This window comes from Herbidospora sakaeratensis (assembly GCF_001570525.1).
Lineage (GTDB): Bacteria > Actinomycetota > Actinomycetes > Streptosporangiales > Streptosporangiaceae > Herbidospora > Herbidospora sakaeratensis.
Genome location: NZ_BBXC01000011.1, coordinates 411,625 through 436,128, shown reverse-complemented (window position 1 = coordinate 436,128; position 24,504 = coordinate 411,625). Strand labels below are relative to the sequence as shown.

Below are 24,504 nucleotides of genomic sequence, written 5' to 3'. Positions count from 1 at the left end.
GCTTACCGAACGTGGCGAGCCTGCCCTTTTCGCAGGTAGGGGTGGATGAGAATTCGATTTCATCGCTGTTCTGCAATTTGATCCGGGCAAACGGATGGGCCATTGTCTAACGGCGTTGGGCGTTACCCTCTAAGGCAAAAGTTCACAGAGTAGAAGAGGTGCCATGGCCCGGCCCAAGGTTCCGCTGATCTCCCGGAGAAAGGTCCTGGAAACGGCGCTGGCGATCGTCGACGAGGAGGGGCTCGACGCTCTCAGCATCCGCCGGCTGGGCGAGGCCCTGAACGTCAACGGGGCATCCCTCTACCATCACTTCCGGAACAAGGACGAGATCCTCGACGGGGTCACCCAGCTCGCGCTGGACAGCGTCGAGTTCCCCGTCACCGACCATCCGAGCTGGCGGGTCTGGTTACCGCTGACGGCCTACCGCACCCGCGCCGCGCTGGTCGCGCACCCGGGGCTGATCCCGGTGATGTTGCGCCGCGCCTCGATGGGCGGCACCCCGGAGGCCGAGGCGCTCGTGGCGCGGTTGCAGCGCGAGGGCGTGCCGCTCGGCATCATCGCGCCGGTGACCGAGAGCCTCGAACTGCTCGCGGTGACCAGCGCCCTCCAGGAGGTCGGGGCCCGGGTCCTCGGCGACGCGGCGGCCCCCTCCCGGCTGGAGGCGGCGCGCGGCGCGCGCGGGGTCTCACCGGGGGAGTTGTTCGAGGTGATGGTGTCGTCGACGATCTCGTTGGTGGAGAGCGCGATCGCGCTCAAGGGGTCGCGTGAGGCGCTCGACCGGGTGCCGGTCGCGCCGGCGAAAGGCGGCCGCGGGAAGCGGTCCTAATTAGACGTTAGTGCTGGTTGATGCCATAGTTTCGCCCGTGCAGCGAGAATTGTGGTCGAACGACACTGATGTCCTGAAAGCCGTCGAACGCCGGGTTCTCTGGCTCTCGATGGCGATCGTCCACCACGCCAACCGGGTGCGGCCCAACCGCACCGGCCTCAAGGTGGGCGGCCACCAGGCGTCGTCGGCGTCGATGGTCTCCATCATGACCGAGCTCTGGTTCCGCCACCTGCGACCCGAAGACCGCGTGTCGGTCAAGCCGCACGCCTCGCCGGTCCTGCACGCCGTGAACTACCTGCTCGGCGACCTCGACAAGCGCTATCTCACCACCCTCCGCGAGTTCGGCGGCCTGCAGTCCTATCCCAGCCGCGCCAAGGACCCCGACCAGGTCGACTACTCGACCGGCTCGGTCGGCATCGGCGCCACCGCCCCGATCTGGGGCGCGCTGGCCCGCCGCTACGTCGACTCGATGACCTCGGGCGGCGGCGGGGGCCGCCAGTACTCCCTGGTCGGCGACGCCGAGCTCGACGAGGGCGCGGTCTGGGAGGCGATCGGCGACCCCATGGTGGCCGGCCTGGGGGAGATCGTCTGGATCGTCGACCTCAACCGCCAGTCGCTCGACCGGGTGGTCCCGGCGCTGGGCGCCCCGCGCCTCCAGGGCATGTTCGCCGCGGCGGGCTGGCAGGTCATCACGGTCAAGTACGGCGACCTGCTGGAGTCGCTGTTCCGCGAGAAGGGCGGCGAGGCGCTGCGCACCCGCATCGACGCCATGCCCAACCCCGAATACCAGCGGCTGCTGCGCTGCACCCCCGGCCAGCTCCGCGAGCGGCTGCCCGCCGGCGACCCGGAGATCGACGCGCTCCTCGCGACGCTGGACGACGACACGCTCACCCGCGCGATCAGGAACCTCGGCGGCCACGACTTCCCGGCCCTCAACCAGGCCTTCGCCGCGATCGACGACACCCGGCCGACGGTCATCTTCGCGTACACGATCAAGGGGCACGGGCTCGCGGTCGAGGGGCACCCGCAGAACCACAGCTCGCTGCTGACCGCCGAGCAGCTGGCCGAGCTCGCCGACCGGGTCGGCGCCGACCCCGGCGACCCCTGGGCGGCCTTCCCGGCCGACTCGCCCGAGGCCCGGTTCTGCGCCGACGTCAGCGCCGCGCTGAAGCGCCCGCCGGTCGCCACGATGGTGCCGCCCGACGTGCCGACCGACTTCGGCCGCATCCCGGCCGGCACCGCGACCACCCAGGCCGCGCTGGGCCGGACCCTGCTCGACCTCACCCGGTCGGCCCCCGAGGCGGCCCGCAGGGTCGTGACGCTCAGCCCCGATGTCAGTTCGTCGACCAACCTCGGCGGCTGGGTCAACAAGGTCGGCGTCTGGTCGGCCACCGAGCAGGTCGACTGGTTCGCCGACGACCCCGAGACGATCCTGCACTGGCGCGAGCGGCCCACCGGCCAGCACATCGAGCTCGGCATCGCCGAGACCAACCTCGTCGGGCTGCTGGGCGAGCTCGGCGCGACCTGGTCGCGGTGGGGGCAGCCGCTGCTGCCGATCGGGGTGCTCTACGACCCGTTCGTCCAGCGCGCCCACGAGCCCTGGTCGTTCGGCATCTACGCCGGCGGCCAGTCGATCCTGGTCGGCACCCCGTCGGGGGTCACGCTGGCCCCGGAGGGCGGCGCGCACCAGTCGATCACCACGCCGTCGCTCGGCCTGGAACAGCCGGGCTGCGTCACGTACGAGCCCGCGTTCGCCATCGACGTCGAGTGGACCCTGCTGGCCTCCCTGGCCAAGCTGGGCCGCCCCGACGGCAGGTCGGCCTACCTGCGCCTGTCGACCCGCCCGGTCGACCAGTCGCTCGCCGACGTGCCCGCCGACCCGGCGGTCCGCGAGCGGCGGCGACGGCAGGCGGTCGCGGGGGCCTACCTGCTGCGCAAGGCCCCCGACAACCCGGCGGTCACGATCGTGGCGATGGGCGCGACCGTGCCCGAGGCGCTCTCGGCCGCCGAGCGGCTCCAGCGGCTCGGCATCCGCGCGGACGTCGTCTGCGTCACCAGCCCGGGGTTGTTGTTCACCGCCACGCAGGCCAAAGCCGGCCGCGAGGACGGCGCGACCTGGGTGCTGGACGCCGCCTTCCCGGCGCACCGGGCCGCGCCGATGGTCACCGTCCTGGACGGGCACCCGCACACCCTGGCGTTCCTGGCCGGAATCAACAACGTCAAGGCGCGTCATCTCGGAGTGACCCGGTTCGGGCAGTCCGGCGATCTAGAGTCGGTCTACCGGTACCACGGGATCGACGCGGACGCCATCGTCGGGGCTGTCCTGGATGTGTCAGGTTGAGGTGTTCGCAGGTTGGATCTATGTCGTAAGCCCTACCATTTCGGACTCGTGACGAGAATTACTCGCTATTTCGTTGTCGCCGCCATGCTGATCACGGCGGGGGACGTGCTGGCGTCTCCGGCTCAGGCCGAGGCCAAAGCGTTCGTGCCCAAGTCCGTGGCGACGGCGAATCCGCTGTACAAGACGAAGTTCGGCACGGTCAGCTGCGGTGCGGGGTCGCCGCGGGCCGGTAGCCGTGCTTCATATCGCACCTACCTGATCAAGGTGAACAGCTGCCTGGCCACCGCCTGGCGCAAGTCGTTCGCCCAGGCGGGCAAGAAGTTCCGCGCGCCGAAGATGGTGGTCGTCAACACGCGCGGCAACACCTCGTGCGGCAAGTTCCCGGCCCGGTTCGTGGGCTACTACTGCTACAACACCGAGACGCTCTACATCTACCTGTGGAACACGCCGGTCAAGAACGGCTACGGGTTGTGGGGCGCGGAACTGCTCGCGCACGAGTACGGCCACCACATCCAGGGGCTGGCCGGGATCCGGGCCTACTCCCTGCAGGTGCCGGGGAACGAGACCTCGCGCCGCCTCGAACTCCAGGCGCAGTGCTTCTCGGGCGCGTTCCTGCGCAGCGTCGGCGGTTCGTTGCCGGGCATCGCCCAGAACATGGACTACGAGTTCGACTGGTACGTGAAGAACGGCGGCGACAAGGCGGGCGCGCCGCCCGACCACGGCAACGGGCCGAACAACGCCTACTGGCTGAAGCGGGGCTGGAGCACCGCGAGCCCCGGGTCGTGCAACACCTGGAGCGCCCCGCGCTCGCGGGTGGCCTGACGGGAACCGCGTGAAAGCGGGCCGCCCACCGGCGGCCCGCTTTCTGCGTCGAGAGGAGCCGACGTGATCGTCACCGGTGTCGCCGCCGGAGTGCCGTTCGCGGCGCTGAGCCCCGCCGAGCCCCGGCCGGACAGCCCGGTCGTGGTGGCCTGGCACCTGCTCGACGAGCCCCGCACCGAGACCGCGTTCGCGGCGGCCGTGCCGCTGCGCGACCTCGGCCACGCGTGGCGGTTCTACCTGGGCCTGCCGTTGTCGGGCTCGCGCTCCCCCGAGGGCGGGCTGGAGTCGCTCATGGGCGGCGACGTCGTGCTCGACGTGCACTGGCCGGTCGTCTCGGGGGCGGCGGCGGAGTTCCCGGCGGCCTGAGCCGAGCTGCGGGAGCGCTTCGGGATCGGCCACGACCGCGTCGCGCTGATGGGCGGCTCGGCCGGTGCGGCCGTCGCCCAGCTGGTGCTGGCCGAGGGCGGCTTCGACGTGCCGGCGATCGCGCTGGTCAGCCCGGTGACCCGGCTGCGCGCGGTCATCGACGGGCTCTCCGTCCACTACGGCATGACGTACGACTGGAGCCCGCCCGCGAGCGAGGTCGCCAGCCGGCTCGACTTCCCGGCCCGGGCCGACGACCTCGGGCCGGCGCCGATGTTGATCGTGGTCGGCGAGGACGACCTGGTCACCGCCTTCCGCACCCCGGCCGAGGCGCTGGTGGCGATGCGGACCGCGCCGACCGAACTCGTCGTGGTCGAGGACATGGGGCACGCGCCGGTCCACGAGGTCGACGCCATCGTGGCGGCCTTCTTCGGCGAGCACCTGTAGTCAGCAGGTCCGCAGGGCGTCGTCGACGAAGGTCATCGCCTCGGGATGGCCGCGCAGCAGGCCGAGGCTGTGGTCGCCGACCGGGAGGATCTTGAGCTGCCCCGTCTTCACCTGGGGCACCTGCTCGAACAGGGCCGTCGCGTTGGCGCCGAAGGCGGTCTCGGCGACCGCCCACAGGCTCGCCACCGGCTTGTTCTCCGAGAGGGGCGCCACGCCGCCCTCGATGCCGGTCAGCGGGGAGACCGCGATGGCGACGCACATCGGCAGGGTGGTCGCCCGCTGGGCGGCCAGCACCGCGATCGGGCCGCCGAAGGAGCTGCCCAGGACGGCCAGCTTGGTCGCGCCCTGGTCGTGCAGCCAGGTCAGCGCCCGGTGCAGGTCGGGGGCCAGCTCGCCGATCTCGCCGTCGCCCTCGCTGGAGCCGACGCCGCGCCGGTCCGGGACGATCACCCGTACTTCGAGCCGCTCGGCGAGCGCCGACATCTCGGGCAACCAGTCGCAGAGCGTGTGGCTCGCGCCGTGGGCGACGGCCATCCCGACCGCGGCGTCGGGCGGCCCGACCACCGCCGCGCCCAGCCGGACGCCGGACGCGGCCGTCAGGACCACCCGTTCGGCGCCGGGCGGCACGGTGTCGCACTGGTCGGCGAGCGGGCTGTCAGGGGCGGCGCCACACCCGGTGAGCAGGGCGAGCACGAGCAGGACGGCGAGTCGGGGCATGAGCCGGGATCTTAACAGTTGGATGATTCATAAACTTGTATCGTTCGTGTTTAGGGCGGTAAGTTGGTCGTCATGACGGCACCCAAGAGCCAGACCATCGCGGAGGAGTTGCGCGGGGCGGGACTGCGGGTGACGGCAGCCCGGGTCGCGCTGCTGGAGACCGTGCGGGGTGGCAACCACCTCGGCGTCGAAGACATCGCCTCGGGCGTCCGTGACCGAGTCGGTCACGTCTCCCTCCAAGCCGTTTACGAGGCCCTGCACGCGTTGACCGCGGCGGGGCTGGTCCGCCGGATCGAGCCGGCCGGTAGCCCGGCCCGGTTCGAAGGACGCGTCGGAGACAACCATCACCATGTCGTCTGCAGGTCGTGCGGCGCCGTCGCCGACGTCGACTGCGCCGTGGGTGAGGTGCCCTGTCTGACCGCGTCCGAGACCCACGGTTTCACGATCGACGAGGCCGAGGTCATCTATTGGGGCCGCTGCCCCAGCTGTTCCGCCACTGCGAGCTGAGATAGTCCGGAAGGATTTCGATGTCCGAGAACCACGACGCCATCGTCACCGACGCGAAGGACGAGGGCGTCTGCCCGGTCGCGCACGTGCGCGCCGCCCACCCGACCCAGGGCGGCGGCAACCGCCAGTGGTGGCCGGAGCGGCTCAACCTGAAGATCCTCGCCAAGAACCCGGCCGTCGCGAACCCCCTCGGCGACGACTTCGACTACGCCGCCGCCTTTGACGGCCTCGACCTCGCGGCCGTCAAGCGCGACATCGCCGAGGTGCTGACCAGCTCCCAGGACTGGTGGCCCGCCGACTTCGGCAACTACGGCCCCTTCATGATCCGCATGGCCTGGCACAGCGCGGGCACCTACCGCATCCAGGACGGCCGCGGCGGCGCCGGCGCCGGCCAGCAGCGCTTCGCGCCGCTGAACTCCTGGCCCGACAACGGCAACCTCGACAAGGCCCGCCGTCTGCTGTGGCCGGTCAAGAAGAAGTACGGCCAGAGCATCTCCTGGGCCGACCTGCTGATCCTCACCGGCAACGTCGCCCTCGAGACCATGGGCTTCCAGACCTTCGGCTTCGCCGGCGGCCGCGCCGACGTGTGGGAGGCCGAGGAGGACGTCTACTGGGGCCCCGAGTCGGTCTGGCTCGACGACCAGCGCTACACCGGCGACCGCAACCTGGAGAGCCCGCTGGGCGCCGTCCAGATGGGCCTCATCTACGTCAACCCCGAGGGCCCCAACGGCAACCCCGACCCGCTGGCCGCCGCCCGCGACATCCGTGAGACCTTCCGTCGCATGGCCATGAACGACGAGGAGACCGTCGCCCTCATCGCCGGCGGCCACACCTTCGGCAAGACCCACGGCGCCGGCCCGGCCGACCACGTCGGGGCCGACCCCGAGGCCGCCTCGATCGAGGAGCAGGGCCTCGGCTGGCGCAACACCTTCGGCACCGGCAAGGGCGCCGACACGATCACCTCCGGTCTTGAGGGCATCTGGACGACCAGGCCCACCCAGTGGACCAACGACTTCTTCGAGATCCTCTTCGGCTACGAGTGGGAGCTCTTCAAGAGCCCGGCGGGGGCCAACCAGTGGCGTCCGAAGGACGGCGCCGGCCAGGGCACCGTGCCCGACGCCCACGACCCGGCCAAGAAGCACGCCCCGACGATGCTGACCACCGACCTGGCCCTGCGCGTCGACCCGATCTACGAGCAGATCTCCCGCCGCTTCCTGGAGAACCCCGCCGAGTTCGCCGACGCCTTCGCCCGCGCCTGGTACAAGCTGACCCACCGTGACATGGGCCCGGTCGTGCGCTACCTCGGCCCGGAGGTCCCCTCCGAGGTCCTCCTCTGGCAGGACCCGCTGCCCGCCGCCTCGGGCGAGACGCTCTCCGCCGACGACGTCGCGACGCTGAAGGCGCGCATCCTCGACTCGGGCCTGTCGGTCCCGCAGCTGGTCTCGGCGGCGTGGGCGTCGGCCTCGTCGTTCCGCGGCAGCGACAAGCGCGGCGGCGCCAACGGCGCCCGGGTCCGTCTCCAGCCGCAGATCGGCTGGGAGGTCAACGACCCCGACCAGCTCGCCAGCGTGCTCTCCACCCTTGAGGGCGTCCAGGCGTCGTTCGGCAAGGCGGTCTCCCTGGCCGACCTGATCGTGCTGGCCGGTTCGGCCGCCGTCGAGCAGGCCGCCCGCGACGCCGGTTACACCGTCGAGGTCCCGTTCACCCCGGGCCGCGTCGACGCCTCGGCCGAGCAGACCGACGTCGAGTCGTTCGCCGCACTGGAGCCGTCGGCCGACGGCTTCCGCAACTACTACGGCAAGGGCAACCGCTACCCGGCGGAGTTCCTGCTGCTCGACCGGGCCAACCTGCTGACCCTGAGCGCGCCCGAGATGACCGTCCTCGTCGGCGGCCTGCGTGTGCTCGGCGCCAACACCGGCCAGTCGGCGCAGGGCGTGCTGACCACCCGCCCCGGCACCCTGACCAACGACTTCTTCGTCAACCTGCTCGACCTGGGCACGACGTGGAAGGCGACCTCGGAGGACCAGACGGCCTTCGAGGGCCGCGACGCCGCGACCGGCGAGGTCAAGTGGACGGGCACCCGCGCCGACCTGGTGTTCGGCTCCAACTCCGAGCTCCGCGCGCTGGCCGAGGTCTACGCCAGCGACGACGCGGGCGAGAAATTCGTGGCCGACTTCGTGAAGGCCTGGGTCAAGGTCATGAACCTCGACCGGTTCGACCTGGTCTGACCTGAATTCTGAAAGGGCCGGCCCGCGCTCCACGCGGGCCGGCCCTTTTCGGTTTCGATCAGTAGTGGTAGCGGGCTTGGAGGATCACCAGTTCGTCGTCGAGCGGAAGGTAGACGAGCCGGTGCTCGTCGGTGATACGCCGTGACCAGGCCCCTTGCAGGGCGTGCTTGAGCGGTTCGGGCTTGCCGATGCCGGCGTAGGGATCACGCAGGGTGTCTTCGATCAGCTTGTTGATCCGTTTGAGGACGTGCCGGTCGGTCGACAACCAGGAGGTGTAGTCCTCCCAGCCCTCGGGGGTGAACGAGAGCTTCATTCGTGGTCGTCTGCGTCGATCAGCTCGTGGATCTCGTGACGGCCCTCGAGGGCCTTCTGGTAGGAGGAGATGAGCCGGCGCATGTTGGCGGGGGAGCGCAGCAGGTAGGCCGTCTCCCGCAGCGCTTCGTATTCGGCCGCCGGAACCAGGTAGGCGCGGTTGCTCTTGGAGACGATCTCCACGGCCGCGCTGTCTTCGTTCACCTCATCGATCAGGGGAAACAGACGGCGCCGCGCCTCACTTGCGGTAATCGACATCGGGAACCTCCACCTTGGTACCAGATATGGTACCACTCGGGCTCCTGGCTTCGTAGCGGCGGCGCATGGTCGGGCCCGCCGCCGGGCCGGCCGTGAAGACGTGGTCGGCGCCGTCGGCGCGGGCGCCCGTGGTGGCGTCGACCACGACCGGGTCGGCCTCCTGGCCGGTGCGGCGGTCGACGAGGATCATGGCGCGGTCGCCGGGGGCGAGCTGGGAGTTGCGCCAGGCGGCCATGGCGACCAGGACCGGCCGTAGCGAGCGGCCGAGGTCGGTCAGGACGTATTCGTGGCGGACCGGGCGGTCCTGGTAGGGGCGCCGCTCCAGGACGCCTCTGTCGACCAAGGTCTTCAGGCGGCTGGTCAGCATGCTCGACGACAGGCCGATGTTGGCCTGGAAGTCGTCGAAGCGGGTGTAGCCGTCGAAGCAGTCGTGCAGGATCAGCACCGTCCACCACTCGCCGACGATGCTCATCGTGGCCGACAGCGGGCACTCGCGGTCTTCCAGCCGGATCTTGCTGACCATGGGGGACTCCTCGCACAAATCACTGCTATGTTAGCACTCACCTAGTAACTGCTAAGTTAGAAGTAACCGTGACATACCTGCCCAGCTTCTCCCTCGACGGACGCCTGGCCCTGGTCGCCGGGGGCACCAAGGGCGCCGGGGCCGCCGTCGTCGACCGGCTCAAGGCGGCCGGCGCCGAAGTGGTCGCGGTCGCCCGCTCCGCCGCTCCCGGCAGCACGGCCGACCGGGTCGTCACCGCCGACCTGGCCTCGCCCGGCGCGGCGGCCGAGATCGCGGCCCAGGTGCCGGCGCCCGACATCCTGGTGCACGTCGCCGGGGGGTCGAGCGCGCCCGCCGGCGGGTTCGCGGTGCTCGACGACGACACCTGGCAGCGGGAGCTCGACCTCAACCTGCTGTCGGCGGTCCGGCTCGACCGCGCCCTCGTGCCGGGCATGGTCGCGAAGGGGCGAGGCGCGATCGTGCACGTCTCGTCGATCCAGGCGCGCCTGCCGCTCTGGAACGGCACCCTCGGCTACGCCGCCGCCAAGGCCGCCCTGCGCGCCTACAGCCGGGGCCTGGCCAACGAGCTGGCCCCGAAGGGCGTGCGGGTCAACACCGTCTCGCCCGGCGGGATCCACACCCAGGCGGCCGACCGCCTGGCCGAGCGGCTGTCGGCCCAGTTCGGCGGGGATCTCGACGCGGCCTGGGCGTCGCTGTACGACTCCCTCGGCGGCGTCCCCCTGGGCAGGTTCGCCGAGCCGCACGAAGTGGCCGAGGTCGTCGGCTTCCTCGTCTCCGACGCCGCCGCCAGTGTGATCGGGGCCGACTACCTGGTCGACGGCGGCACCGTCCCCACCTTCTGAAAGGAAACGACCATGCGTCCCGACGCCGTCCGCGCCTATCTGATCCTCTCCACGAGCGACGACCCGACCTCGGCGGCGGTGACCTTCGCCGCCGACGCCCACGTGACCGACGACGGGCACGACCACCACGGCCGGGCGGCGATCAGGGAGTGGCTCGGCCGCACCTCGGCCGCGTTCGACTACACCTCGACCCCGATCGGCGGCGACGGCACCACGGTCACCTGCCGGGTCGAGGGCGACTTCCCCGGGAGCCCGGTCGACCTCGACCACCGCTTCGGGCTCGACGCCTCGGGGCTGATCTCACGGTTGGAGATCGGCGTGCACTAGACCGTGCCCCACACGATCGGGGCGGCCAGCACCTCGGGGAATTTGCGTTCGGCGTATTTGACGTACTCGTCGATGTGGGCGGCCATGGCCGCCGCCGACTTCTCGGGGCAGCGGTCGCGCAGGGCCTCGTAAATCTTCACATGGGCGCGGCAGACGGCCGAACGGCGCACTTCCGGATAGTCGAATCCCATGGCGGAAGCGTCGAGGATTCCCAGTAGCGCGTCGATCAGGTAGCCGAACATGGTGTTGCCCGAGCCGCGCGCGATGATGTCGTGGAATCGTTTGTTCTCGGCCAGGAACACGCTCTGGTCGGAGAGGCCGGCGCGCATGTCGTCGACGCTCGACTTCAGGGCGGCGAGTTGTTCGTCGTCCATTCTCTCGGCCGCCAGCCGGGCCATCATCGGCTCCAGCGCGGCGCGGGCCTCGGCGACCGTGCGGAAGGGCGCGTTCTCGAACTGCAGCAGCAGGGTCAGCGCCGTGACGAGGCTGGTCGCGTCGGGGCGCTGGACGACCGGGCCGCCCCCGGGGCCGGGCTTCAGCGAAAGCACACCCTGGAGTTCGAGGAAACGCAGCGATTCCCGGAGGGTGCCGCGGCCGACTTCATACGTGTCGAGCATGGCGCGTTCGGGCGGCAGCCGGTCGCCGACGGTGTTGCCCCGGCGGTTGATGTCGGCCACGATGCGCTGGGCGACCAGCATGGCCGTCTTCTGCGGACGCAGTGATACCTGAGCCATTTCTCATGACCTCCGAGAGCGAATCGCGAAGACGCCCTTCGGGCCCCGTTAGTTTCTCACATACGGGATGAGGCGGAGTATCAACCTTTTATCTCGCGCATTTGAGAATGAATCGATGCGCATCATTGGTCGCGGTGCTGCCAGCGCGGAACGGGACGCAGCCGGGTCAGCACCAGCGCCACGGCAACGGCCAGGACCGGGACGCACATCGCGGTGAGCCAGTTCGTCATCGCCATGTGCCTGACCGTCTCGACCCGGCCGTGCACCAGCACGACCACGGCGAACTGGGCCAGCGCGGCCAGCGGCAGCACCACCGCCAGGCGTCCCAGCGTCTTCTCCGACGGGGTCAGGGAGCGGCGGCGCACCACCAGAAAACCGGCGCCGGCCGTCGCGACCCAGAGCACCAGCACCAGCAGCGGGCCCCTGCGGAAGACCTCCCAGATCGCCGAGTAGACGGCGACCCGGTGCTCCTGCGTGCCCGCCGGCTTCCCGGCGCCCTCCGGGTAGGAGCCCAGGTAGTGGGGGCGCAGCCCGGCCACGCCCTGGAAACCCCATCCGAGGGTACGGATGGCGTGCCACGGATGCGTCGCGTAGAACCCGGCGACCTGGAGCGGGGAGGGGTGGGCGGTGCGGTGGTACCGGTCGGCGAACGCCACCCACGACGGGTCGTCGCGCGACAGGCCGGCGGCGGGGGCGAGTTCCGGGTCGAGGCCCAGCGAGGCGAGGTCGGCGGCGGCGGTCGGGTCGTCGTACAGGATGGTCTGGAAGACGGCCCTGTGGTCGTCGAACCGCGCCTCGGTGACGGCGTGGAAGACGCCGAGCCCGGCGATCCAGGTGGCCACCATCAGCGCCACGACGCGGCGGCCGCGCACCCACAGCAGCGCGAAGCCGATCACGGGCACCAGCGTCACGTACTCCGGCCGCGCGCCGACCACCAGCAGCGCCGGGACCGCCGTCGCCAGCACCCTCGGCGCCGTCGGCCGCTCCCACAACAGCAGCAGCGCCACCACGAGGAACCCGGCCGCCACGAGCGCGGTCGGCTCGGCGTAGGGGGAGACGAGATAGCCCGCGAACCCGGCGTCGGCGTAGACGAGCCCGGCCGCCGAGGCGAACCCCACCCGGAACAGCGGCCGCCCCGGCGTGACCGCCACCAGCAGCCCGCAGACCACGCCGACGAGCACCCCGAACAGCACCCCGAGCGCCCGCAGGTCGAGCGCGCCCGGGTAGCCGAGCAGCGGCGTCAGCCACTTCCCGGCGGCCTGCGCGAACAGGGCGGTGGAGAACTCGGGCGGGCAGTTCTCACCCGTCCACGCGTGCGCGGTCCAGATCGGCTGTACGTGCTCCCATCCGGCCAGCGCGGGATCGCGGAAGTTGGCCACCCCGAGCCGGCACGGCAGGTTCTCCCCGAACCCGGCGAGCCCGACATGTCCCCCGAGGAACAGCCGAGCCTGCATGACGGCCGCCCACCCGACCCCGACCAGCAGAGCCACCAGCGGAAACCGCCGAACCCCGCCCTGCCGGGAACCGCGGGCCACCCGGGGCCGCGACGGCGACCCCGGCTCAGCGCGCGAACCGGGCCGCTCGTGGAGGCCGGAAAGAAGGCCGGAGCCGGGCCGCGGTTCGTGGCGGGATGACTTCGCGCGGAGCCTCAGCGGGCCCGTTCCCGCAGGCCACCGCCACCAGCGTCGCTTCGTCGCCGGCTTCTCGGGGAACCGGTCGCCCCACGCCACGGGGTCCTTCTGGCCGAGGGTCATGCCGCCCTTCCCTCGCGCAGGGTGCCGACCGTGATGCGGTGGCGTTCCCGGCCGACCCAGCACGACCGGTCCGGGCCCAGCCGGATGCGCAGGCCGTGCAGGCGGCCCGCGAACATGGCCGCGTTGGCGCGGCAGCCGTTCCGCGTCAGGCCCTGGGGTTCGACCCACTCCCACTCGTGGGGGAGGGCGCACTGGACGTCGCGGCCCTCCAGGTTGCAGCGGCGGATGGCGGCCGACTCCGGGCGGTTCATGATGCCGCGCAGCGGGGCCGTCAGGACCGGGCCGCCGTTCGGGTGGGTCGTGGGCACGAGCAGGTCGCAGCGCAGGGTGCGGTCGCCGGCGGCCCACTCGTCGGGGGTCGGGACCTTGCCCCAGACCGAGACGCCCCACTGGGCGTCGTGCGGGCCGGCCGCCAGGTAGGGGCGGATCGGGCGGTAGTCGCAGCCGGCCGTGACCATCGGGACCAGCAGTTCGTGCGGCGGGCGGACCGGGGTGTCGGTCAGCGGGCCCGTCAACTGGGTGACCAGGTAGGTCTCCGTCTGGTGCGGCTGGGTGCACGGGACGGGCGGCCGGACGTCGCTCAGGGCGTACAACTCCTCCGGCTGGGACATCACGTGGCAGCTGCCGACGGGCATCGCCGCGCTCGGGTGCGTGGTCGCCGGGGCGGCGCACGCCGTCGCGGTAAGGAGCAGTAGCGCCAGGGCCTTGCCCACGGGACCTCCTCGGGGGCGTCAGGGAAAACTCGCGGCACCGTAACAAGCCGACCAGTACGGGGGCGCGGAGGGCGCGCGGTGACTGACCCTGCCGAGTGAGCCGCCACGCGCGGCTGAGCCGGTCGACGGAGAGCGGCCGCTAGGTTGCAGGTCGTTCTGAAGGGGGGAACATGGCCGTTCGGGTGGCCCTTTCGGGGGTGCTGGGGGCGCTGCTCCTGGCGGTGCTGCTGGTGGACGACCGGGTGCGCGGCTTCGAGGCGGTGCTGGCCTCCCACGTGGTCGCGCTGGTGGCGCGGACCGAGACGGCGGTCAACTCGGTGATGGCGATCATGTCGTTCAACGAGGAGACCGGGGACGCGGTCGGGTTGCGGATCTCGCCCGAGTGCACGTCCGGGTTCCTGATCGTGCCGCTGCTCGGGATCACGATCCTGATCCTCTGGTTGTCGCGGCGGGCGAGCGTCTGGCCGCTGGTCGCGCTGGCCGTCGCCGTCGCGGTGTTGTTCGCGAGCAACCAGGTGCGCATCCTCGCCGTCGTGGTGCTGATCAAGGGGCTGGGCTTCGAGCCCGGCTACTACTGGGGGCACACCATGGTCGGCTCGGTGATCAGCGTGTTCGGCATCGGGGTGGCGCTGGTGGCGTACACGCTGCTGACGATGCGGGGGGTGCGGCGCTGATGGGCTACCTGCTGGGGCTGACCCAGGCGTTCGCGCTGTTCCTCAGCGTCACCTTCCTCACCTACGTGCTGACGATCGTGCGGCCGTATCTGCGGCAGCGGCCCGACCCGGCCGGGAACCCGGCCGCGTTCGAGTGGCACCTGTTCATCCCGTGCCGCGACGAGGCCGCCGTCATCGGGCCGACCCTGCGCTACCTGCGCGAACGGTTCTCGCACGTCAACGTGTGGGTGGTCGACGACGCCTCCGACGACGACACGGCCCGCATCGTGGCGGAGCTGGCGCGCGACGACGCCCGGATCCACCTGGTGACGCGCCGCCGCCCGGAGGCGCGGACCGGCAAGGGCGACGCGCTGAACGCCGCCTACCGCGCGCTCGACGACTTCCTCCCGCCGGACGCCGACCGGACCCGGCACGTGGTCTGCGTCCTGGACGCCGACGGGCGGCCCGCCCCGAACATGCTGAGCGTGTGCGCGGGCGAGAAGTTGTTCGCCGACCCGGCGATCGGGGCGGTCCAGATCGACGTGTGGATGATCAACCGCGACGACCGCGACCCGTGCCCGGAGCGCGGCCGGTTCCGCAACGCGTTCGGGCGGCTGCTGGTCCGCATGCAGGACCTGGAGTTCCGCGGCCCGATCTCGGCGATCCAGCTGGGCCGCCGGCGCAGCGGCACGGTCGCGATGGGCGGCAACGGCCAGCTCACCCGGCTGAGCGCGCTCGACAAGATCGCGGGCGCGGAGAGGCGGCCCTGGGGCGGTTCGCTGCTGGAGGACTTCGAGCTCGGCGTGCAGCTGCTGCTGGCGGGGGAGCGCAACGAGTACACCCCCGACACGTGGGTCGAGCAGGAGGGCCTCTGGTCGTTCCGGCGGCTTATCACCCAGCGCACCCGCTGGGGGCAGGGCACCATGCAGTGCGCCAAGTACCTGCCGGAGATCTGGCGCTCGGCCCGGTTCAGCAGCCTCGGCGCGCTGGAGGTGCTCTACTACCTGTCGCAGCCGTGGATGCAGCTCCTCGGCACGCTCATCTACCCGATCCCGATGATCTATCTGGCCGGCCGGGTGGTCGCCGACCCGGCCGGGATGGCGTGGTGGCTGGTCGAGGGCGGCTGGATCCTCTTCGCCATCTACGCCACCTTCGGCCTGCTGCCGTTCCTCATCTGGGGGCCGCTCTACTGGTGGCGCTGCGAACCCCGGGTGGGGCTCGGTAAAAGCCTGCTCTACGGGTTCGCCTACGCCTTCTACATTTACAATTTCTATCTCACGTCGTGGCGCGCCTGCTGGCGCATCATTCGCGGCCGGGGCGGTTGGGCGAAAACCCGGAGAAACGCCGAGACCCATGTCGCGGGCACGCCCGTGGCCCGGGAGATGTGAATTCCCGGGCCATTTCTGCGGCTATCGCACCTGGTGCATTCTGAACAGCAGCGCGCCGCCCACGATGAGCACGGCGGCCAGCAAGATGATCACGGCCAGGGGAATTCCGGTGAACGGCAGAACGGCCAGCGGGACACCGGTCTGCCAGCGGGGGCCGTGCCCCCAGGATCCGTACACAATGACACCTCAGTTCTCGGAATGGATGAGTTCGGCGCACGCCCTGGCCACGCGGGCGGCGGCGTGGCCGTCGCCGTAGTGGCAGGGCGCGACGTGTCTGACCCGGCCGGCCACGGCCGACTGGAGGAACAGGCCGGCGGTCTTGGCGACCAGCTCCTCGTCGGTGCCGACCAGGTGGGCCCCGCCGTCGTCGAGGGCCTCGACCCGTTCGGTCGAGTCGCGCATGACCAGCACCGGCAGGCCGAGCGCGGCGGCCTCCTCCTGGATGCCGCCCGAGTCGGTGATCGCCAGCGCGCTGACGGCCAGCAGGCGGGCGAACTCCCGGTAGGGCAGCGGCGGCACGCACCCGATGTTGGGCCGAGGCCGCACGACCTGGTCGAACACGTGGCGTACCGCCGGGTTGAGATGGGTGGCGACGACGAAGTCGACGCCCGGATGGTCGGCGGCGAGCCGGTCGGCGACGCGGGCGACGCGCCGCATCGGCTCGCCCCACGACTCGCGCCGGTGCGCGGTGATCACCACCACCGGCCGGTCGCGGGGTTCCGGCCGGTCGGTCAGCACGGCGGCCAGGGCGTCGACCACCGTGTTCCCGGTGACCAGCACCCGGTCGGCCGGGATGCGCTCGGCCAGCAGGTTGGCGCGGGCCGAGGCGGTCGGCGCGAGGTGCAGGTCGGCCAGCGGCGCGATCAGCCGCCGGTTGGCCTCCTCGGGGAACGGCGTGGCCCGGTGGCTGCGCAGCCCCGCCTCGACGTGGGCGACCGGAACCTGCCGCAGGTAGGCCGCCAGCGCGCCGCCGAACGCCGACGTCGTGTCGCCCTGGACCACCACGAGGTCTGGCCTGAGCCGCTCGAACACCTCGTCGAGCCCGAGCACGACCTCGGCGGTCAGCGCGGGCAGCGTGGCCGCCTCGCGGCGCAGCCCCCGGGAGACCCGGGCCCCGAACAGCGCGAGCACCTCGCCCACCACCGCGCCGTGCTGCCCGGTGTGCACGACGTCGACCTCGGCGAAGGCCCGCAGCGCCGGGATGACCGGCCCGAGCTTGATCGCCTCGGGGCGGGTGCCGACGACCACGCAGACCCGCTTCACCAGCCGCTCCCGGTCCGCGCGTCGCCGAGCACGACCGCGATGGCGTGTGCCCGGTCGCGTGCGCCGATCTTGCGCAGGATCGACTTGACGTGGGTCTTCACGGTCTCGTGGGCGATGCACAACCGCCCCGCGATGGCCCGGTTGTCGAGGCCCAGGATGATCTCCTCCAGCACTTCGTGCTCGCGCGGGCTGAGGTCGAACCGGGTGCGATGGCCGCGCCCGGCGGCCGACCGGCCGAGCCGGTCGTCGGCGATGACCTGGCCCTCGGCCACCCGCTCCAGGTGGAACAGCAGGTCCTCCAGCGGCGAGGACTTCAGCAGGTACGCGTGCGCGCCCGCGTCGAGCGCCGCCCGCGCCAGGTTGACGTCGTCGACCGAGGTGAGCACCACCGGCATCACGCCGGGGTGCTCCAGGCCGATCCAGCGGCACAGTTCCAGGCCGCAGTCGTCGCCGATCCGGGTCTCGCAAATCACGATTTCCGGCATAAGCCGAGAAATCATCCGGCGGCCTTCCGCTCCCGTCGTGGCGGAGGCGGCGACCGTGAATGCGGGGGCCTGCCGGAAAAAGGCGCGCAATGCGAGATGCGCGAGCGGGCCCTCGTCGACTATGACGATCTGGCACGTTTCCCGGCGGACGGCTCCGCGTGTCACCATTTCGGCTCCTGTTCTTCGACGCTCAATGTAACGAGCGAATCGAGCCGTTTAGGAGCCGCAACACTCACTCTCTGGAGTGAACTGACAGGTCCCTTACCGTTTCCCACTCGGCCTGCGCATAACTTGGATCGTCATCGACTGATATAGGAAGCCCGCGGAGGGCCTGCATATGTTTCTCGGACGTACTTTCGCCGTTTCCATCGCGGCGGCGACGACGCTGCTGATGGGGATGACGAGCACCGCCCACGCGCGCAGCGACACGGTCAACGCCTACGGCGCGTCGATCAGCCTGCCGCTGGGCGTCAACTTCGGCCCCGCGCCGGTGGCCAACCTCGGCAACCCGACCGCGACGGTCGCGTCGATCAACGTCGGGACCGTGTCGACCGGCGTGGTGGCCGTGGAGGTGGAGCAGAACACCACCGTCGGCACCGAGGCGGCGCGCGCGTCGGTCGACGGCCTGAGCGCGACCCTGCTGGGCATCGGCATCAGCGCGGGCTCGATCCAGTCGGAGTGCACCGCGACCACGGGCCTGCCCACGACCGGCTCGACGCTGCTGGCCAACGCCCAGGTCCTCGGCACCACGCTGACGAGCAACCCGGCCCCGAACACCTCGCTCCAGTTCCCGCCGCTGCTGCCGCTCATCGAGGTCCGCCTCAACGAGCAGATCCCCAACGGGGACGGCACCCTGACCGTGCACGGCATGCGGGTGCGGGCGCTGGCGGGCGACGGCGACATCATCCTGAGCTCGGCGACCTGCGGCCCGGCCACCCTCGACCCGCCGAACCCGGTGCCGCTGGCCTCGGGCGCCGGCCTCTACCTGGCCCTCGGCCTCGTCGCCGCCGGCGGCGGCACGATGCTGCTGCGCCGCCGCCGTCAGCTGGTCTGACGCCTTCGGGTTCGCCCTCTATCGCCTCTGGTAGAGGGCGAACCACGAATACCCGAAGTCCTTGTAGTAGCGGGCCCGGTAGTGCTTCTGCAGGTCGAGATAGCCCGGGTCGGTCTCGACGAAGGCGCTGTTCTGGTGGTGCCGCCCGCCGGACACCACCCAGACCCGCTCGTCCTCCCCGCTCGGCGCAGTCAGTTTCCGGTACGGCTCCGCGTACACCCCCACGAACCACTCGTAGGCGGGATCGACGTACAGCACCCGGTCGCCCGGCCGCACCCGTTCGAGCAGGGCGGCGGCCATCGACCGCAGGTCGTCGGGCCGGTGGTCGGGCGCGCGGAGCCACAAATGCTTGGGCACCGTCAGGGCCACCAGCAGCGCCAGCGCGATCCAGGTCAGCGGCCTCGGCCGCAGCCGGTCGAGCCCCGCCCCCGCCAGCAGCGCCAGCCCGGGGAGGGCGAACAACACGTAGCGAGGGCTGTAGATCGGATAGACCAGCGAGATCAGCATCGACAGCGGGATCAGCAGCGCCCACGCCCCGGCGACCCGGCCCAGCGCGCCCCGCGCGCCGAACGCGGCCAGCCCCAGCAGCGGCACGATCGCCCACCTGCTGCCCATGACCTCCTGGGCGAAGGCCGGCAGGGCCGCCCACGTGGGCGGGTTCAGCCACCCGAGCTGCACGCCCCGCTGCCCGGCCGCCAGCACCGCCAGCGGCGCCAGCCCCGCGGCCGCGATCAGCATGGCCTGCACGAAACGCCGCCGGTCGGGCGCGACGAACAGGTGCGCCACCACCAGCAGCAGCCCGTAGACGTGCGACCACCCCAGCAGCACGATGACGACCGCGTAGAGCACGTGGTGCCGCCGGGTCACCAGCAACCAGGTCGCCAGCACCGCCAGCACGGTCACGATCGCGTACGACCGGGCCTCCTGGGCGTAGCGGCTCACCATCGGCAGCGCCGCGAAGACCAGCCCGGCCAGCAGGCCGACCCGGGCCGAGGCGAGGTGGCGTCCGATGGCGGCGATGCCGTAGGCCGCGGCGGCCATGGCCAGCACCGAGGGCAGCCGGAGCGCGAACTCCGACGTGGAGATCCACGCCACCGGCCGCAGCAGCAGGTAGTAGAGGGCGTGCACCCGGTCCATGTGGCCGAGCAGGTCCCACACCTCGCCGATCGGGCGGGAGGCGGCCAGCGCGGAGACCGACTCGTCGCGCCAGAACGACGGCACCCAGACGTTCCACAACCCGGCGAGCAGCGCGACGACGGCGGCCGTCGCTTCGGCGTGCCGCCTGGTCAGCGGTGTGGCCGGGGCTTCGGTCAGGGCCGTCGTCATGGCGCTCATTCATACCACTTGACCGGAAAGTGAAGATGAACATACGTTCATGAACATGCGTTCATCGATTGTGAACACCCATCAGGCCGCAGCCTGGAACGGCTACGAGGGCGCCCACTGGGCCGCCCACGCCGACCGCTACAACGCCGTCAACGACGCCTTCAACCCGTTCCTCCTCGACGCCGTCCGGCCCGGCGACCGGGTCCTGGACATCGGGTGCGGCACCGGGCGGACCACCCGGCTGGCCGCGCGCACGGCGGCCTCCGCCCTGGGCGTCGACCTGTCGGGGCCGATGCTGGCCACCGCCCGCGAGCTCACCGGCGAGGGAGACGTGTCGTACGTGCGGGGTGACGCGCAGGTGCACCCGTTCCCCGATTCGTCGTTCGACCTGGCCCTCAGTAGATTCGGGATCATGTTCTTCGGCGATCCCGTCGCCGCCTTCGCCAACATCGGCCGGGCGCTCGCGCCGGGCGGGCGGCTCACCTTTTTGTCGATGCGCGGTTACGGCGACCTGGCCCACGTCGTCGCGGCCCTCGGCCTCCCCGCCGGGCCGCCGGACGCCGGACCCCTCTCCCTGGGCGACCCCGAGACGGTCGAACGGGTGCTCACCGAGGCCGGGTTCGCCGGCGTCGTCACCCGTCCGGTCCACGCGCCGCAGAACTGGGGCGCCGACGCCGCCGACGCGGCGGCGTTCCTGGGGGCCTGGGGGCCGATCCGGCACCAGGCCGGAGAGGGCGCGGCCGAGCGGCTGCTCCCGGTGCTGCGCGCCTTCGAGACCCCCGACGGCGTGCTGCTCGACGGCGCGGCGCTGCTGGTCGGCGCGGTGCGGCCGTGATGGCGCCGCGCCGGGCGCGGGCCGTGGAGGCCGGGGTCGATCTGCGCGACCACCTGGTCGACGCCGCCGCCCGGCTGATCGCCCGGCGCGGCGCCGGCGGGCTGACCGTGCGCGAGATCGCCCGGGAGGCCGAGGTGGCCACCGGGGTGCTCTACAACCACTTCGCCGACAAGGAGGAGCTGCTCGCCCTCGGTCTGCACGGCCACGTCAAAGCCGCGGAGCGCGGTCTGCCGCCGCTGCCCGGCGACGGCGAGGAGGTGGGGCGGGCGCTGCTCGCGTACACGAAAAGGGCTCTTGACCTGCACCTGGTCATCGTGCCGGCGTTCGCGAACGTGGCGCCCGAGGTGCTCGAACGGTTCGCCGGGCTCGGCAACCCCACGGCGGGTGGGCTGGGGCTGCGCGACCAGCTCGCCGCCTATCTGTGGCGGCGGCAGGAGGCGGGGGAACTCGCGGCGGACGCGCCGGTCGCGGCCGCCGCGACGATGATCATCGGGGCCTGTCACGAGGTCACCCTGCGCGATCCGGTCGTGGTGCCCGAGGGGTTCGCGGAGGACCTGGTCACCATCGTCCTCGGTGGGATCCGGGTGCGGTGACGAAGCCCGCGATACAGTCGTGTAATGGTGCGAAGCTCGTTGAGGTGCCCGTGAACCTGCCCGGGGCCTGGCCGATCACCGACGACGTCGGGTCGATGCGTGACCGCATCGACGCGTTCGCCTCGGGCGCCGGGCTCGCCGGAGCCCGGCTCCATGACCTCGTGTTCGCCGCCAACGAGGCGGTGGTCAACGTGCTGGAGCACGGCGACGGGCACGGCACCGTCCGGATCTGGCTGGAAGACGGCCAGGTCGTCGTGGAGGTGACCGACCTGGCGGGCCGGCTCACCCCCGCCCACCTCAGTCCTGCCCGGCCCTCGCTCGACGGCCGCCGCGGCTTCGGCCTGTGGCTCATGAGCGAGGTCTGCGACCAGCTGACGATCGAGCAGGGCGACGGCGGCTCCCGGGTGGAGATGCGCATGAACGTCAACGACGACGACTCGATCAAACCCCGGGGCGGCGCGCAGCAGCGCCTCGGCGTGGCCGTGACCCACCGGTCGGCCGGGCCGCTGGTGACCGTCTCCGGCGACCTCGACGTGATCACCTCGCCGCAGCTGCACGCGGTGGTCAACGACCTGCTCACCTCCGGCCGCACCCACATCGCGGCCGACCTGTCCGGGGTCGGGTTCTGCGACTCCAGCGGGCTGCGGGTGCTCCTCGTCTCCACCGTCGCGGCCCGCGAACTGGGCGGGCTGATGGTGCTGGCCGGCGTGACCGGCCCACTCGAGCGGCTGCTCAAACTGACCGGGAGCCTCACCGTGCTGGCCGTCCGCGACAACGCTGAGGAGGCGTTGAACCTCCTCTCCGAGCACCGGGCCGGCTCATGACCCACGAACTCGACGACCTGATCGAGCGGCTCCAGGAGGAGACCCGGCTCGTCGAGACCCTCCACGAGGTCGGCCGCGCGCTCGCCGCCGACCTCGACCTCCCTCGGATCGTGCGCACCGCCTGCGACGCCGCGACTTCGCTGACCGGGGCCGCCTTCGGCTCGTTCTTCTACAACGTCTACGACATGAACGGCGAGAGCTACTTCCTGTACGTGCTCTCCGGCGTCCCCCGCAGCGCGTTCGAGGGTTTCCCGATGCCGCGCAACACCAAGGTGTTCGACCCCACGTTCCAGGGCGAGGGCGTCATCCGCATGCACGACGTGCGCGCCGACCCCCGCTACGGCCAGAACCCGCCCTACCACGGCATGCCCAAGGGCCACCTCGACGTGCGCAGCTACCTCGCGGTGCCGGTGATCTCACCGTCGGGTGAGGTGCTCGGCGGGTTCTTCTTCGGCCACCCCGAGGTGGGCATGTTCACCGCCCGCCACGAGCAGCTCGCCTCCGGCGTGGCCGCGCAGGCCGCCGTCGCCATGGACAACGCGCGCCTCTACCAGCGGCACCGCGACGCCGCCGTGGAGTTGCAGCGCAGCCTGCTCTCGCCGTTGCCGCACGTCCACGGGGTGCGGCACGCCTGGCGTTACTATCCGGCGCGCGGCATCGACGTCGGCGGCGACTGGGTCGACCTGATCCCGATCGACGAGGGCCGGGTCGCGCTCGTGGTCGGCGACGTCATGGGCAAGGGCATCCAGGCCGCCGCCGTGATGGGGCAGATGCGCACGGCCGTGCGCGCCCTGGCGGTCAGCCACATGTCGCCCGGCGAGATCCTGCGCCAGTCGGCCGTGGTGTTGCGGGCCGCCGACCGGGCCCGCCTGGTGACCTGCTGCCTGGCCGTCTACGACGCCCATGCCGAGACCCTGACCTGGGCGAACGCGGGCCAGCTGCCGATGCTGCTCGACGTGCCCGGCGGGCCCTACCGGTTCCTCGACGACGGCGCGGGGCCGCCGCTGGGCGTCGTCGACTACAACTACGTCGAGCACAAGGTGCCCTTCCCGGCCGGCACCAGGCTGCTCCTCTACACCGACGGCCTGGTCGAGCGGCGCGACCGGGCGATCGACGCCGGCATGGGCGTGCTGAAGGCGCTGTGGCAGGGCACCCGCGACCTCGCCGACCTCGACGCGGTCGCCGACCGGCTCGTCGAGGAGCTGGTCGACGTCCGCGCCCACGAAGACGACATCGCCCTGCTGGTCGTCACGACCAGTTGAAGGTGGTCGTGAGCTCCAGGGCCTGACCGGTCCGGGCCGACTCGTGCGCCTTCAGCATGATCTCCAGCGCGTGGCGGGCGACGTCGCCGCCCATGACCTCCTCGGCGGTGCCGTTCACCACGTCGGCGAGATGGTCGACGAGCAGCGCCCGGCGCAGCTTGTCGACCCGCTGCTGGGCCGGTTCCAGGTGGGCGAGGTCGAGGTCGACCCAGCCGCTCAGCCCGGCGGCGGCCTCCAGCAGGAACAGGTCGATGCCCCGGCCGCCGTTGACCGGCAGGTTGTTGGGCAGGTTCAGGGTGCCCGCACGCCCGAAGACCTCCAGCCGGGGGCCCTTGGCGGCGTTCACGTTGAAGGTGCCGTCGACGACCGCGAAGGTGCCGCCGCCGAAGTCGAGCATGATCAGGGTGTTGTCGTCGGTGGTGACGGTGATCTCCTTGCCGGCGTACGGGCCGGAGCGCACCACCCGGGTCGGCTCGGTGACGCCCGAGAACGCCGACACCCGCCTGGCCGGGCCGAGCAGGCCGAGCATCTCGTGGATGCCGTAGACGCCGACGTCGAACAGCGGGCCGGAGCCCTCCTGGTAGAACCACGTCGGGTCGGTCGGCCAGTTCATCATCGAGGCCGGGCCGCCGTGGCTGGCCCTGACCTTGGCGAACGCGACCTTGCCGATGACGCCCTCGCGGATCAGCCGGGCCGCCTCGATGCGGCTCGGGTAGAGCATGTTGGGCGGCGAGCAGACGATCTTCAGGCCGCTCGCGGCGGCCAGCTCGATCAGGGCGTCGGCCTCCTCCATCGTGGTGGCCAGCGGCTTCTCGGTCGCCAGGTGCTTGCCCGCCTCCAGGATCTTGAGCGAGGTCGCGCCGTGGGCCGGGATGGGGGTCAGGTTGAGCACCAGGTCGACGTCCGACGCGTCGAGCATCTCGTCGAGCGTGGCGTAGGTCTCCCGCGCGCCGAACCTCTTCGCGGCGGCGGCGGTGCGCTCCTCCACCGGGTCGCACAGCGCGACCAGCTCCACCTTGTCGGCGATGTGGTGCAGGTTGGGCAGCACCCCGTAGTCGACCGTGGCGATCGCCCCGACCCCGAGGACCCCGAGCTTCAACATCAGAC

General features: G+C 71.6%; 28 protein-coding genes. 16 read left to right on the top strand and 12 right to left on the bottom strand.

Going from position 1 to position 24,504, the window contains the following annotated elements:
* Positions 1–163 precede the first annotated feature (163 nt).
* From AW271_RS18105 to AW271_RS18085, 5 genes are all read left to right on the top strand, one after another.
* On the top strand, positions 164–826 hold the full coding sequence (locus AW271_RS18105; RefSeq protein ID WP_062338265.1) for a TetR/AcrR family transcriptional regulator: 663 nt from the start codon (positions 164–166) through the stop codon (positions 824–826).
* Between the two features lie 37 nt (positions 827–863).
* Positions 864–3,167, top strand: a complete 2,304-nt coding sequence (locus AW271_RS18100) for a transketolase-like TK C-terminal-containing protein (RefSeq protein ID WP_245653085.1) — start codon at positions 864–866, stop codon at positions 3,165–3,167.
* Positions 3,168–3,215: 48 nt separating this feature from the next.
* Positions 3,216–3,989: a neutral zinc metallopeptidase gene (locus AW271_RS18095; protein ID WP_157554327.1), complete on the top strand. Its 774-nt coding sequence runs from the start codon at positions 3,216–3,218 to the stop codon at positions 3,987–3,989.
* Between the two features lie 63 nt (positions 3,990–4,052).
* Positions 4,053–4,355 (top strand): hypothetical protein, encoded by a 303-nt coding sequence (locus AW271_RS18090; protein ID WP_062338260.1) that lies wholly within the window; start codon positions 4,053–4,055, stop codon positions 4,353–4,355.
* A 6-nt stretch (positions 4,356–4,361) separates the two neighbouring features.
* Positions 4,362–4,799 (top strand): alpha/beta hydrolase family protein, encoded by a 438-nt coding sequence (locus AW271_RS18085; RefSeq protein WP_304608194.1) that lies wholly within the window; start codon positions 4,362–4,364, stop codon positions 4,797–4,799.
* Here AW271_RS18085 and AW271_RS18080 read toward each other — a convergent pair whose 3' ends face one another.
* Positions 4,800–5,516, bottom strand: coding sequence for an alpha/beta hydrolase family protein (locus tag AW271_RS18080; RefSeq protein ID WP_062338255.1), 717 nt, complete (start codon positions 5,514–5,516; stop codon positions 4,800–4,802).
* 72 nt (positions 5,517–5,588) lie between these two features.
* Here AW271_RS18080 and AW271_RS18075 point away from each other — a divergent pair, with 72 nt between their 5' ends.
* Positions 5,589–6,023 carry a Fur family transcriptional regulator gene (locus AW271_RS18075; RefSeq protein WP_062338600.1) on the top strand — a complete coding sequence of 145 codons (435 nt, stop codon included), beginning with the start codon at positions 5,589–5,591 and terminating at the stop codon, positions 6,021–6,023.
* Between the two features lie 20 nt (positions 6,024–6,043).
* Positions 6,044–8,251 (top strand): catalase/peroxidase HPI, encoded by a 2,208-nt coding sequence (gene katG, locus AW271_RS18070; RefSeq protein WP_062338253.1) that lies wholly within the window; start codon positions 6,044–6,046, stop codon positions 8,249–8,251.
* A 58-nt stretch (positions 8,252–8,309) separates the two neighbouring features.
* Here katG and AW271_RS18065 read toward each other — a convergent pair whose 3' ends face one another.
* Genes AW271_RS18065 through AW271_RS18055 form a run of 3 tightly spaced genes read right to left on the bottom strand, consistent with a single transcriptional unit; the run spans position 8,310 to position 9,344 of the window.
* Entirely contained in the window at positions 8,310–8,564 is a 255-nt protein-coding gene (locus tag AW271_RS18065; RefSeq protein WP_062338251.1) for a Txe/YoeB family addiction module toxin, read from the bottom strand.
* Positions 8,561–8,767, bottom strand: coding sequence for a type II toxin-antitoxin system Phd/YefM family antitoxin (locus AW271_RS18060; RefSeq protein WP_232320095.1), 207 nt, complete (start codon positions 8,765–8,767; stop codon positions 8,561–8,563). The genes AW271_RS18065 and AW271_RS18060 overlap by 4 nt, the downstream gene beginning before the upstream one ends.
* A 34-nt stretch (positions 8,768–8,801) precedes the next feature.
* Positions 8,802–9,344: a winged helix-turn-helix transcriptional regulator gene (locus AW271_RS18055; protein WP_062338247.1), complete on the bottom strand. Its 543-nt coding sequence runs from the start codon at positions 9,342–9,344 to the stop codon at positions 8,802–8,804.
* Positions 9,345–9,412: 68 nt separating this feature from the next.
* On the opposite strand from AW271_RS18055, the gene AW271_RS18050 reads away from it, so the two are divergent.
* Together AW271_RS18050 and AW271_RS18045 are read left to right on the top strand one after the other, a co-directional pair.
* On the top strand, positions 9,413–10,186 hold the full coding sequence (locus AW271_RS18050; RefSeq protein WP_062338245.1) for an oxidoreductase: 774 nt from the start codon (positions 9,413–9,415) through the stop codon (positions 10,184–10,186).
* A 12-nt stretch (positions 10,187–10,198) separates the two neighbouring features.
* The gene (locus tag AW271_RS18045; RefSeq protein WP_062338242.1) at positions 10,199–10,513 is read left to right on the top strand and encodes a nuclear transport factor 2 family protein; all 315 of its coding nucleotides are present in this window, start codon (positions 10,199–10,201) and stop codon (positions 10,511–10,513) included.
* Here the strand turns inward: AW271_RS18045 and AW271_RS18040 are convergent.
* The 3 genes from AW271_RS18040 to AW271_RS18030 all read right to left on the bottom strand — a co-directional run bounded on the left by AW271_RS18040 (position 10,510) and on the right by AW271_RS18030 (position 13,714).
* A complete protein-coding gene (locus AW271_RS18040; protein ID WP_062338240.1) occupies positions 10,510–11,247 on the bottom strand; it encodes a FadR/GntR family transcriptional regulator in 738 nt (245 codons plus the stop codon). The genes AW271_RS18045 and AW271_RS18040 overlap by 4 nt on opposite strands.
* 122 nt (positions 11,248–11,369) lie before the next feature.
* Positions 11,370–12,737 carry a glycan biosynthesis hexose transferase WsfD gene (wsfD, locus tag AW271_RS18035; RefSeq protein WP_062338238.1) on the bottom strand — a complete coding sequence of 456 codons (1,368 nt, stop codon included), beginning with the start codon at positions 12,735–12,737 and terminating at the stop codon, positions 11,370–11,372.
* 260 nt (positions 12,738–12,997) lie between these two features.
* The gene (locus tag AW271_RS18030; RefSeq protein WP_062338235.1) at positions 12,998–13,714 is read right to left on the bottom strand and encodes a septum formation family protein; all 717 of its coding nucleotides are present in this window, start codon (positions 13,712–13,714) and stop codon (positions 12,998–13,000) included.
* Between the two features lie 170 nt (positions 13,715–13,884).
* On the opposite strand from AW271_RS18030, the gene AW271_RS18025 reads away from it, so the two are divergent.
* The gene (locus AW271_RS18025) at positions 13,885–14,388 is read left to right on the top strand and encodes a hypothetical protein (RefSeq protein WP_063818016.1); all 504 of its coding nucleotides are present in this window, start codon (positions 13,885–13,887) and stop codon (positions 14,386–14,388) included.
* Positions 14,388–15,755, top strand: coding sequence for an XrtP-associated glycosyltransferase (locus AW271_RS18020; RefSeq protein ID WP_062338231.1), 1,368 nt, complete (start codon positions 14,388–14,390; stop codon positions 15,753–15,755). The genes AW271_RS18025 and AW271_RS18020 overlap by 1 nt, the downstream gene beginning before the upstream one ends.
* A 21-nt stretch (positions 15,756–15,776) precedes the next feature.
* Here AW271_RS18020 and AW271_RS39775 read toward each other — a convergent pair whose 3' ends face one another.
* Genes AW271_RS39775 through AW271_RS18010 form a run of 3 tightly spaced genes read right to left on the bottom strand, consistent with a single transcriptional unit; the run spans position 15,777 to position 17,671 of the window.
* A complete protein-coding gene (locus tag AW271_RS39775; RefSeq protein ID WP_157554325.1) occupies positions 15,777–15,932 on the bottom strand; it encodes a hypothetical protein in 156 nt (51 codons plus the stop codon).
* Positions 15,933–15,941: 9 nt separating this feature from the next.
* The gene (gene wecB, locus AW271_RS18015) at positions 15,942–17,018 is read right to left on the bottom strand and encodes a non-hydrolyzing UDP-N-acetylglucosamine 2-epimerase (protein WP_062338229.1); all 1,077 of its coding nucleotides are present in this window, start codon (positions 17,016–17,018) and stop codon (positions 15,942–15,944) included.
* Positions 17,015–17,671 (bottom strand): LuxR C-terminal-related transcriptional regulator, encoded by a 657-nt coding sequence (locus AW271_RS18010; protein WP_083976796.1) that lies wholly within the window; start codon positions 17,669–17,671, stop codon positions 17,015–17,017. The genes wecB and AW271_RS18010 overlap by 4 nt, the downstream gene beginning before the upstream one ends.
* 169 nt (positions 17,672–17,840) lie before the next feature.
* Between AW271_RS18010 and AW271_RS18005 the strand changes: the two genes are divergently transcribed.
* Positions 17,841–18,557, top strand: a complete 717-nt coding sequence (locus AW271_RS18005) for a choice-of-anchor protein CoaP (RefSeq protein WP_157554321.1) — start codon at positions 17,841–17,843, stop codon at positions 18,555–18,557.
* An 18-nt stretch (positions 18,558–18,575) separates the two neighbouring features.
* Here AW271_RS18005 and AW271_RS18000 read toward each other — a convergent pair whose 3' ends face one another.
* Positions 18,576–19,883, bottom strand: coding sequence for a glycosyltransferase family 39 protein (locus tag AW271_RS18000; RefSeq protein ID WP_062338216.1), 1,308 nt, complete (start codon positions 19,881–19,883; stop codon positions 18,576–18,578).
* Between the two features lie 55 nt (positions 19,884–19,938).
* Here AW271_RS18000 and AW271_RS17995 point away from each other — a divergent pair, with 55 nt between their 5' ends.
* Genes AW271_RS17995 through AW271_RS17980 form a run of 4 tightly spaced genes read left to right on the top strand, consistent with a single transcriptional unit; the run spans position 19,939 to position 23,397 of the window.
* Positions 19,939–20,718: a class I SAM-dependent methyltransferase gene (locus AW271_RS17995; RefSeq protein ID WP_062338597.1), complete on the top strand. Its 780-nt coding sequence runs from the start codon at positions 19,939–19,941 to the stop codon at positions 20,716–20,718.
* A complete protein-coding gene (locus AW271_RS17990; protein ID WP_062338215.1) occupies positions 20,718–21,311 on the top strand; it encodes a TetR/AcrR family transcriptional regulator in 594 nt (197 codons plus the stop codon). The genes AW271_RS17995 and AW271_RS17990 overlap by 1 nt, the downstream gene beginning before the upstream one ends.
* 50 nt (positions 21,312–21,361) lie before the next feature.
* On the top strand, positions 21,362–22,135 hold the full coding sequence (locus AW271_RS17985; RefSeq protein ID WP_062338213.1) for an anti-sigma factor antagonist: 774 nt from the start codon (positions 21,362–21,364) through the stop codon (positions 22,133–22,135).
* On the top strand, positions 22,132–23,397 hold the full coding sequence (locus AW271_RS17980; RefSeq protein ID WP_062338211.1) for a PP2C family protein-serine/threonine phosphatase: 1,266 nt from the start codon (positions 22,132–22,134) through the stop codon (positions 23,395–23,397). The genes AW271_RS17985 and AW271_RS17980 overlap by 4 nt, the downstream gene beginning before the upstream one ends.
* Here the strand turns inward: AW271_RS17980 and AW271_RS17975 are convergent.
* Entirely contained in the window at positions 23,384–24,499 is a 1,116-nt protein-coding gene (locus tag AW271_RS17975) for a Gfo/Idh/MocA family protein (RefSeq protein ID WP_062338209.1), read from the bottom strand. The genes AW271_RS17980 and AW271_RS17975 overlap by 14 nt on opposite strands.
* Positions 24,500–24,504: the final 5 nt, after the last annotated feature.

What these genes read in the sequence shown, in the direction of transcription:
- AW271_RS18005 (WP_157554321.1), top strand. Translation starts at nt 17,841, where the DNA reads ATGTTTCTCGGACGTACTTTCGCCGTTTCCATCGCGGCGGCGACGACG.
- katG (WP_062338253.1), top strand. Translation starts at nt 6,044, where the DNA reads ATGTCCGAGAACCACGACGCCATCGTCACCGACGCGAAGGACGAGGGC.
- AW271_RS17995 (WP_062338597.1), top strand. Translation starts at nt 19,939, where the DNA reads ATGCGTTCATCGATTGTGAACACCCATCAGGCCGCAGCCTGGAACGGC.
- AW271_RS18080 (WP_062338255.1), bottom strand. Translation starts at nt 5,516, where the DNA reads ATGCCCCGACTCGCCGTCCTGCTCGTGCTCGCCCTGCTCACCGGGTGT.
- AW271_RS17975 (WP_062338209.1), bottom strand. Translation starts at nt 24,499, where the DNA reads ATGTTGAAGCTCGGGGTCCTCGGGGTCGGGGCGATCGCCACGGTCGAC.
- AW271_RS18040 (WP_062338240.1), bottom strand. Translation starts at nt 11,247, where the DNA reads ATGGCTCAGGTATCACTGCGTCCGCAGAAGACGGCCATGCTGGTCGCC.
- AW271_RS18075 (WP_062338600.1), top strand. Translation starts at nt 5,589, where the DNA reads ATGACGGCACCCAAGAGCCAGACCATCGCGGAGGAGTTGCGCGGGGCG.
- AW271_RS17980 (WP_062338211.1), top strand. Translation starts at nt 22,132, where the DNA reads ATGACCCACGAACTCGACGACCTGATCGAGCGGCTCCAGGAGGAGACC.
- AW271_RS18020 (WP_062338231.1), top strand. Translation starts at nt 14,388, where the DNA reads ATGGGCTACCTGCTGGGGCTGACCCAGGCGTTCGCGCTGTTCCTCAGC.
- AW271_RS17990 (WP_062338215.1), top strand. Translation starts at nt 20,718, where the DNA reads ATGGCGCCGCGCCGGGCGCGGGCCGTGGAGGCCGGGGTCGATCTGCGC.
- AW271_RS18045 (WP_062338242.1), top strand. Translation starts at nt 10,199, where the DNA reads ATGCGTCCCGACGCCGTCCGCGCCTATCTGATCCTCTCCACGAGCGAC.
- AW271_RS18025 (WP_063818016.1), top strand. Translation starts at nt 13,885, where the DNA reads ATGGCCGTTCGGGTGGCCCTTTCGGGGGTGCTGGGGGCGCTGCTCCTG.
- AW271_RS18000 (WP_062338216.1), bottom strand. Translation starts at nt 19,883, where the DNA reads ATGACGACGGCCCTGACCGAAGCCCCGGCCACACCGCTGACCAGGCGG.
- AW271_RS18055 (WP_062338247.1), bottom strand. Translation starts at nt 9,344, where the DNA reads ATGGTCAGCAAGATCCGGCTGGAAGACCGCGAGTGCCCGCTGTCGGCC.
- AW271_RS18010 (WP_083976796.1), bottom strand. Translation starts at nt 17,671, where the DNA reads ATGGTGACACGCGGAGCCGTCCGCCGGGAAACGTGCCAGATCGTCATA.
- AW271_RS18105 (WP_062338265.1), top strand. Translation starts at nt 164, where the DNA reads ATGGCCCGGCCCAAGGTTCCGCTGATCTCCCGGAGAAAGGTCCTGGAA.
- AW271_RS18065 (WP_062338251.1), bottom strand. Translation starts at nt 8,564, where the DNA reads ATGAAGCTCTCGTTCACCCCCGAGGGCTGGGAGGACTACACCTCCTGG.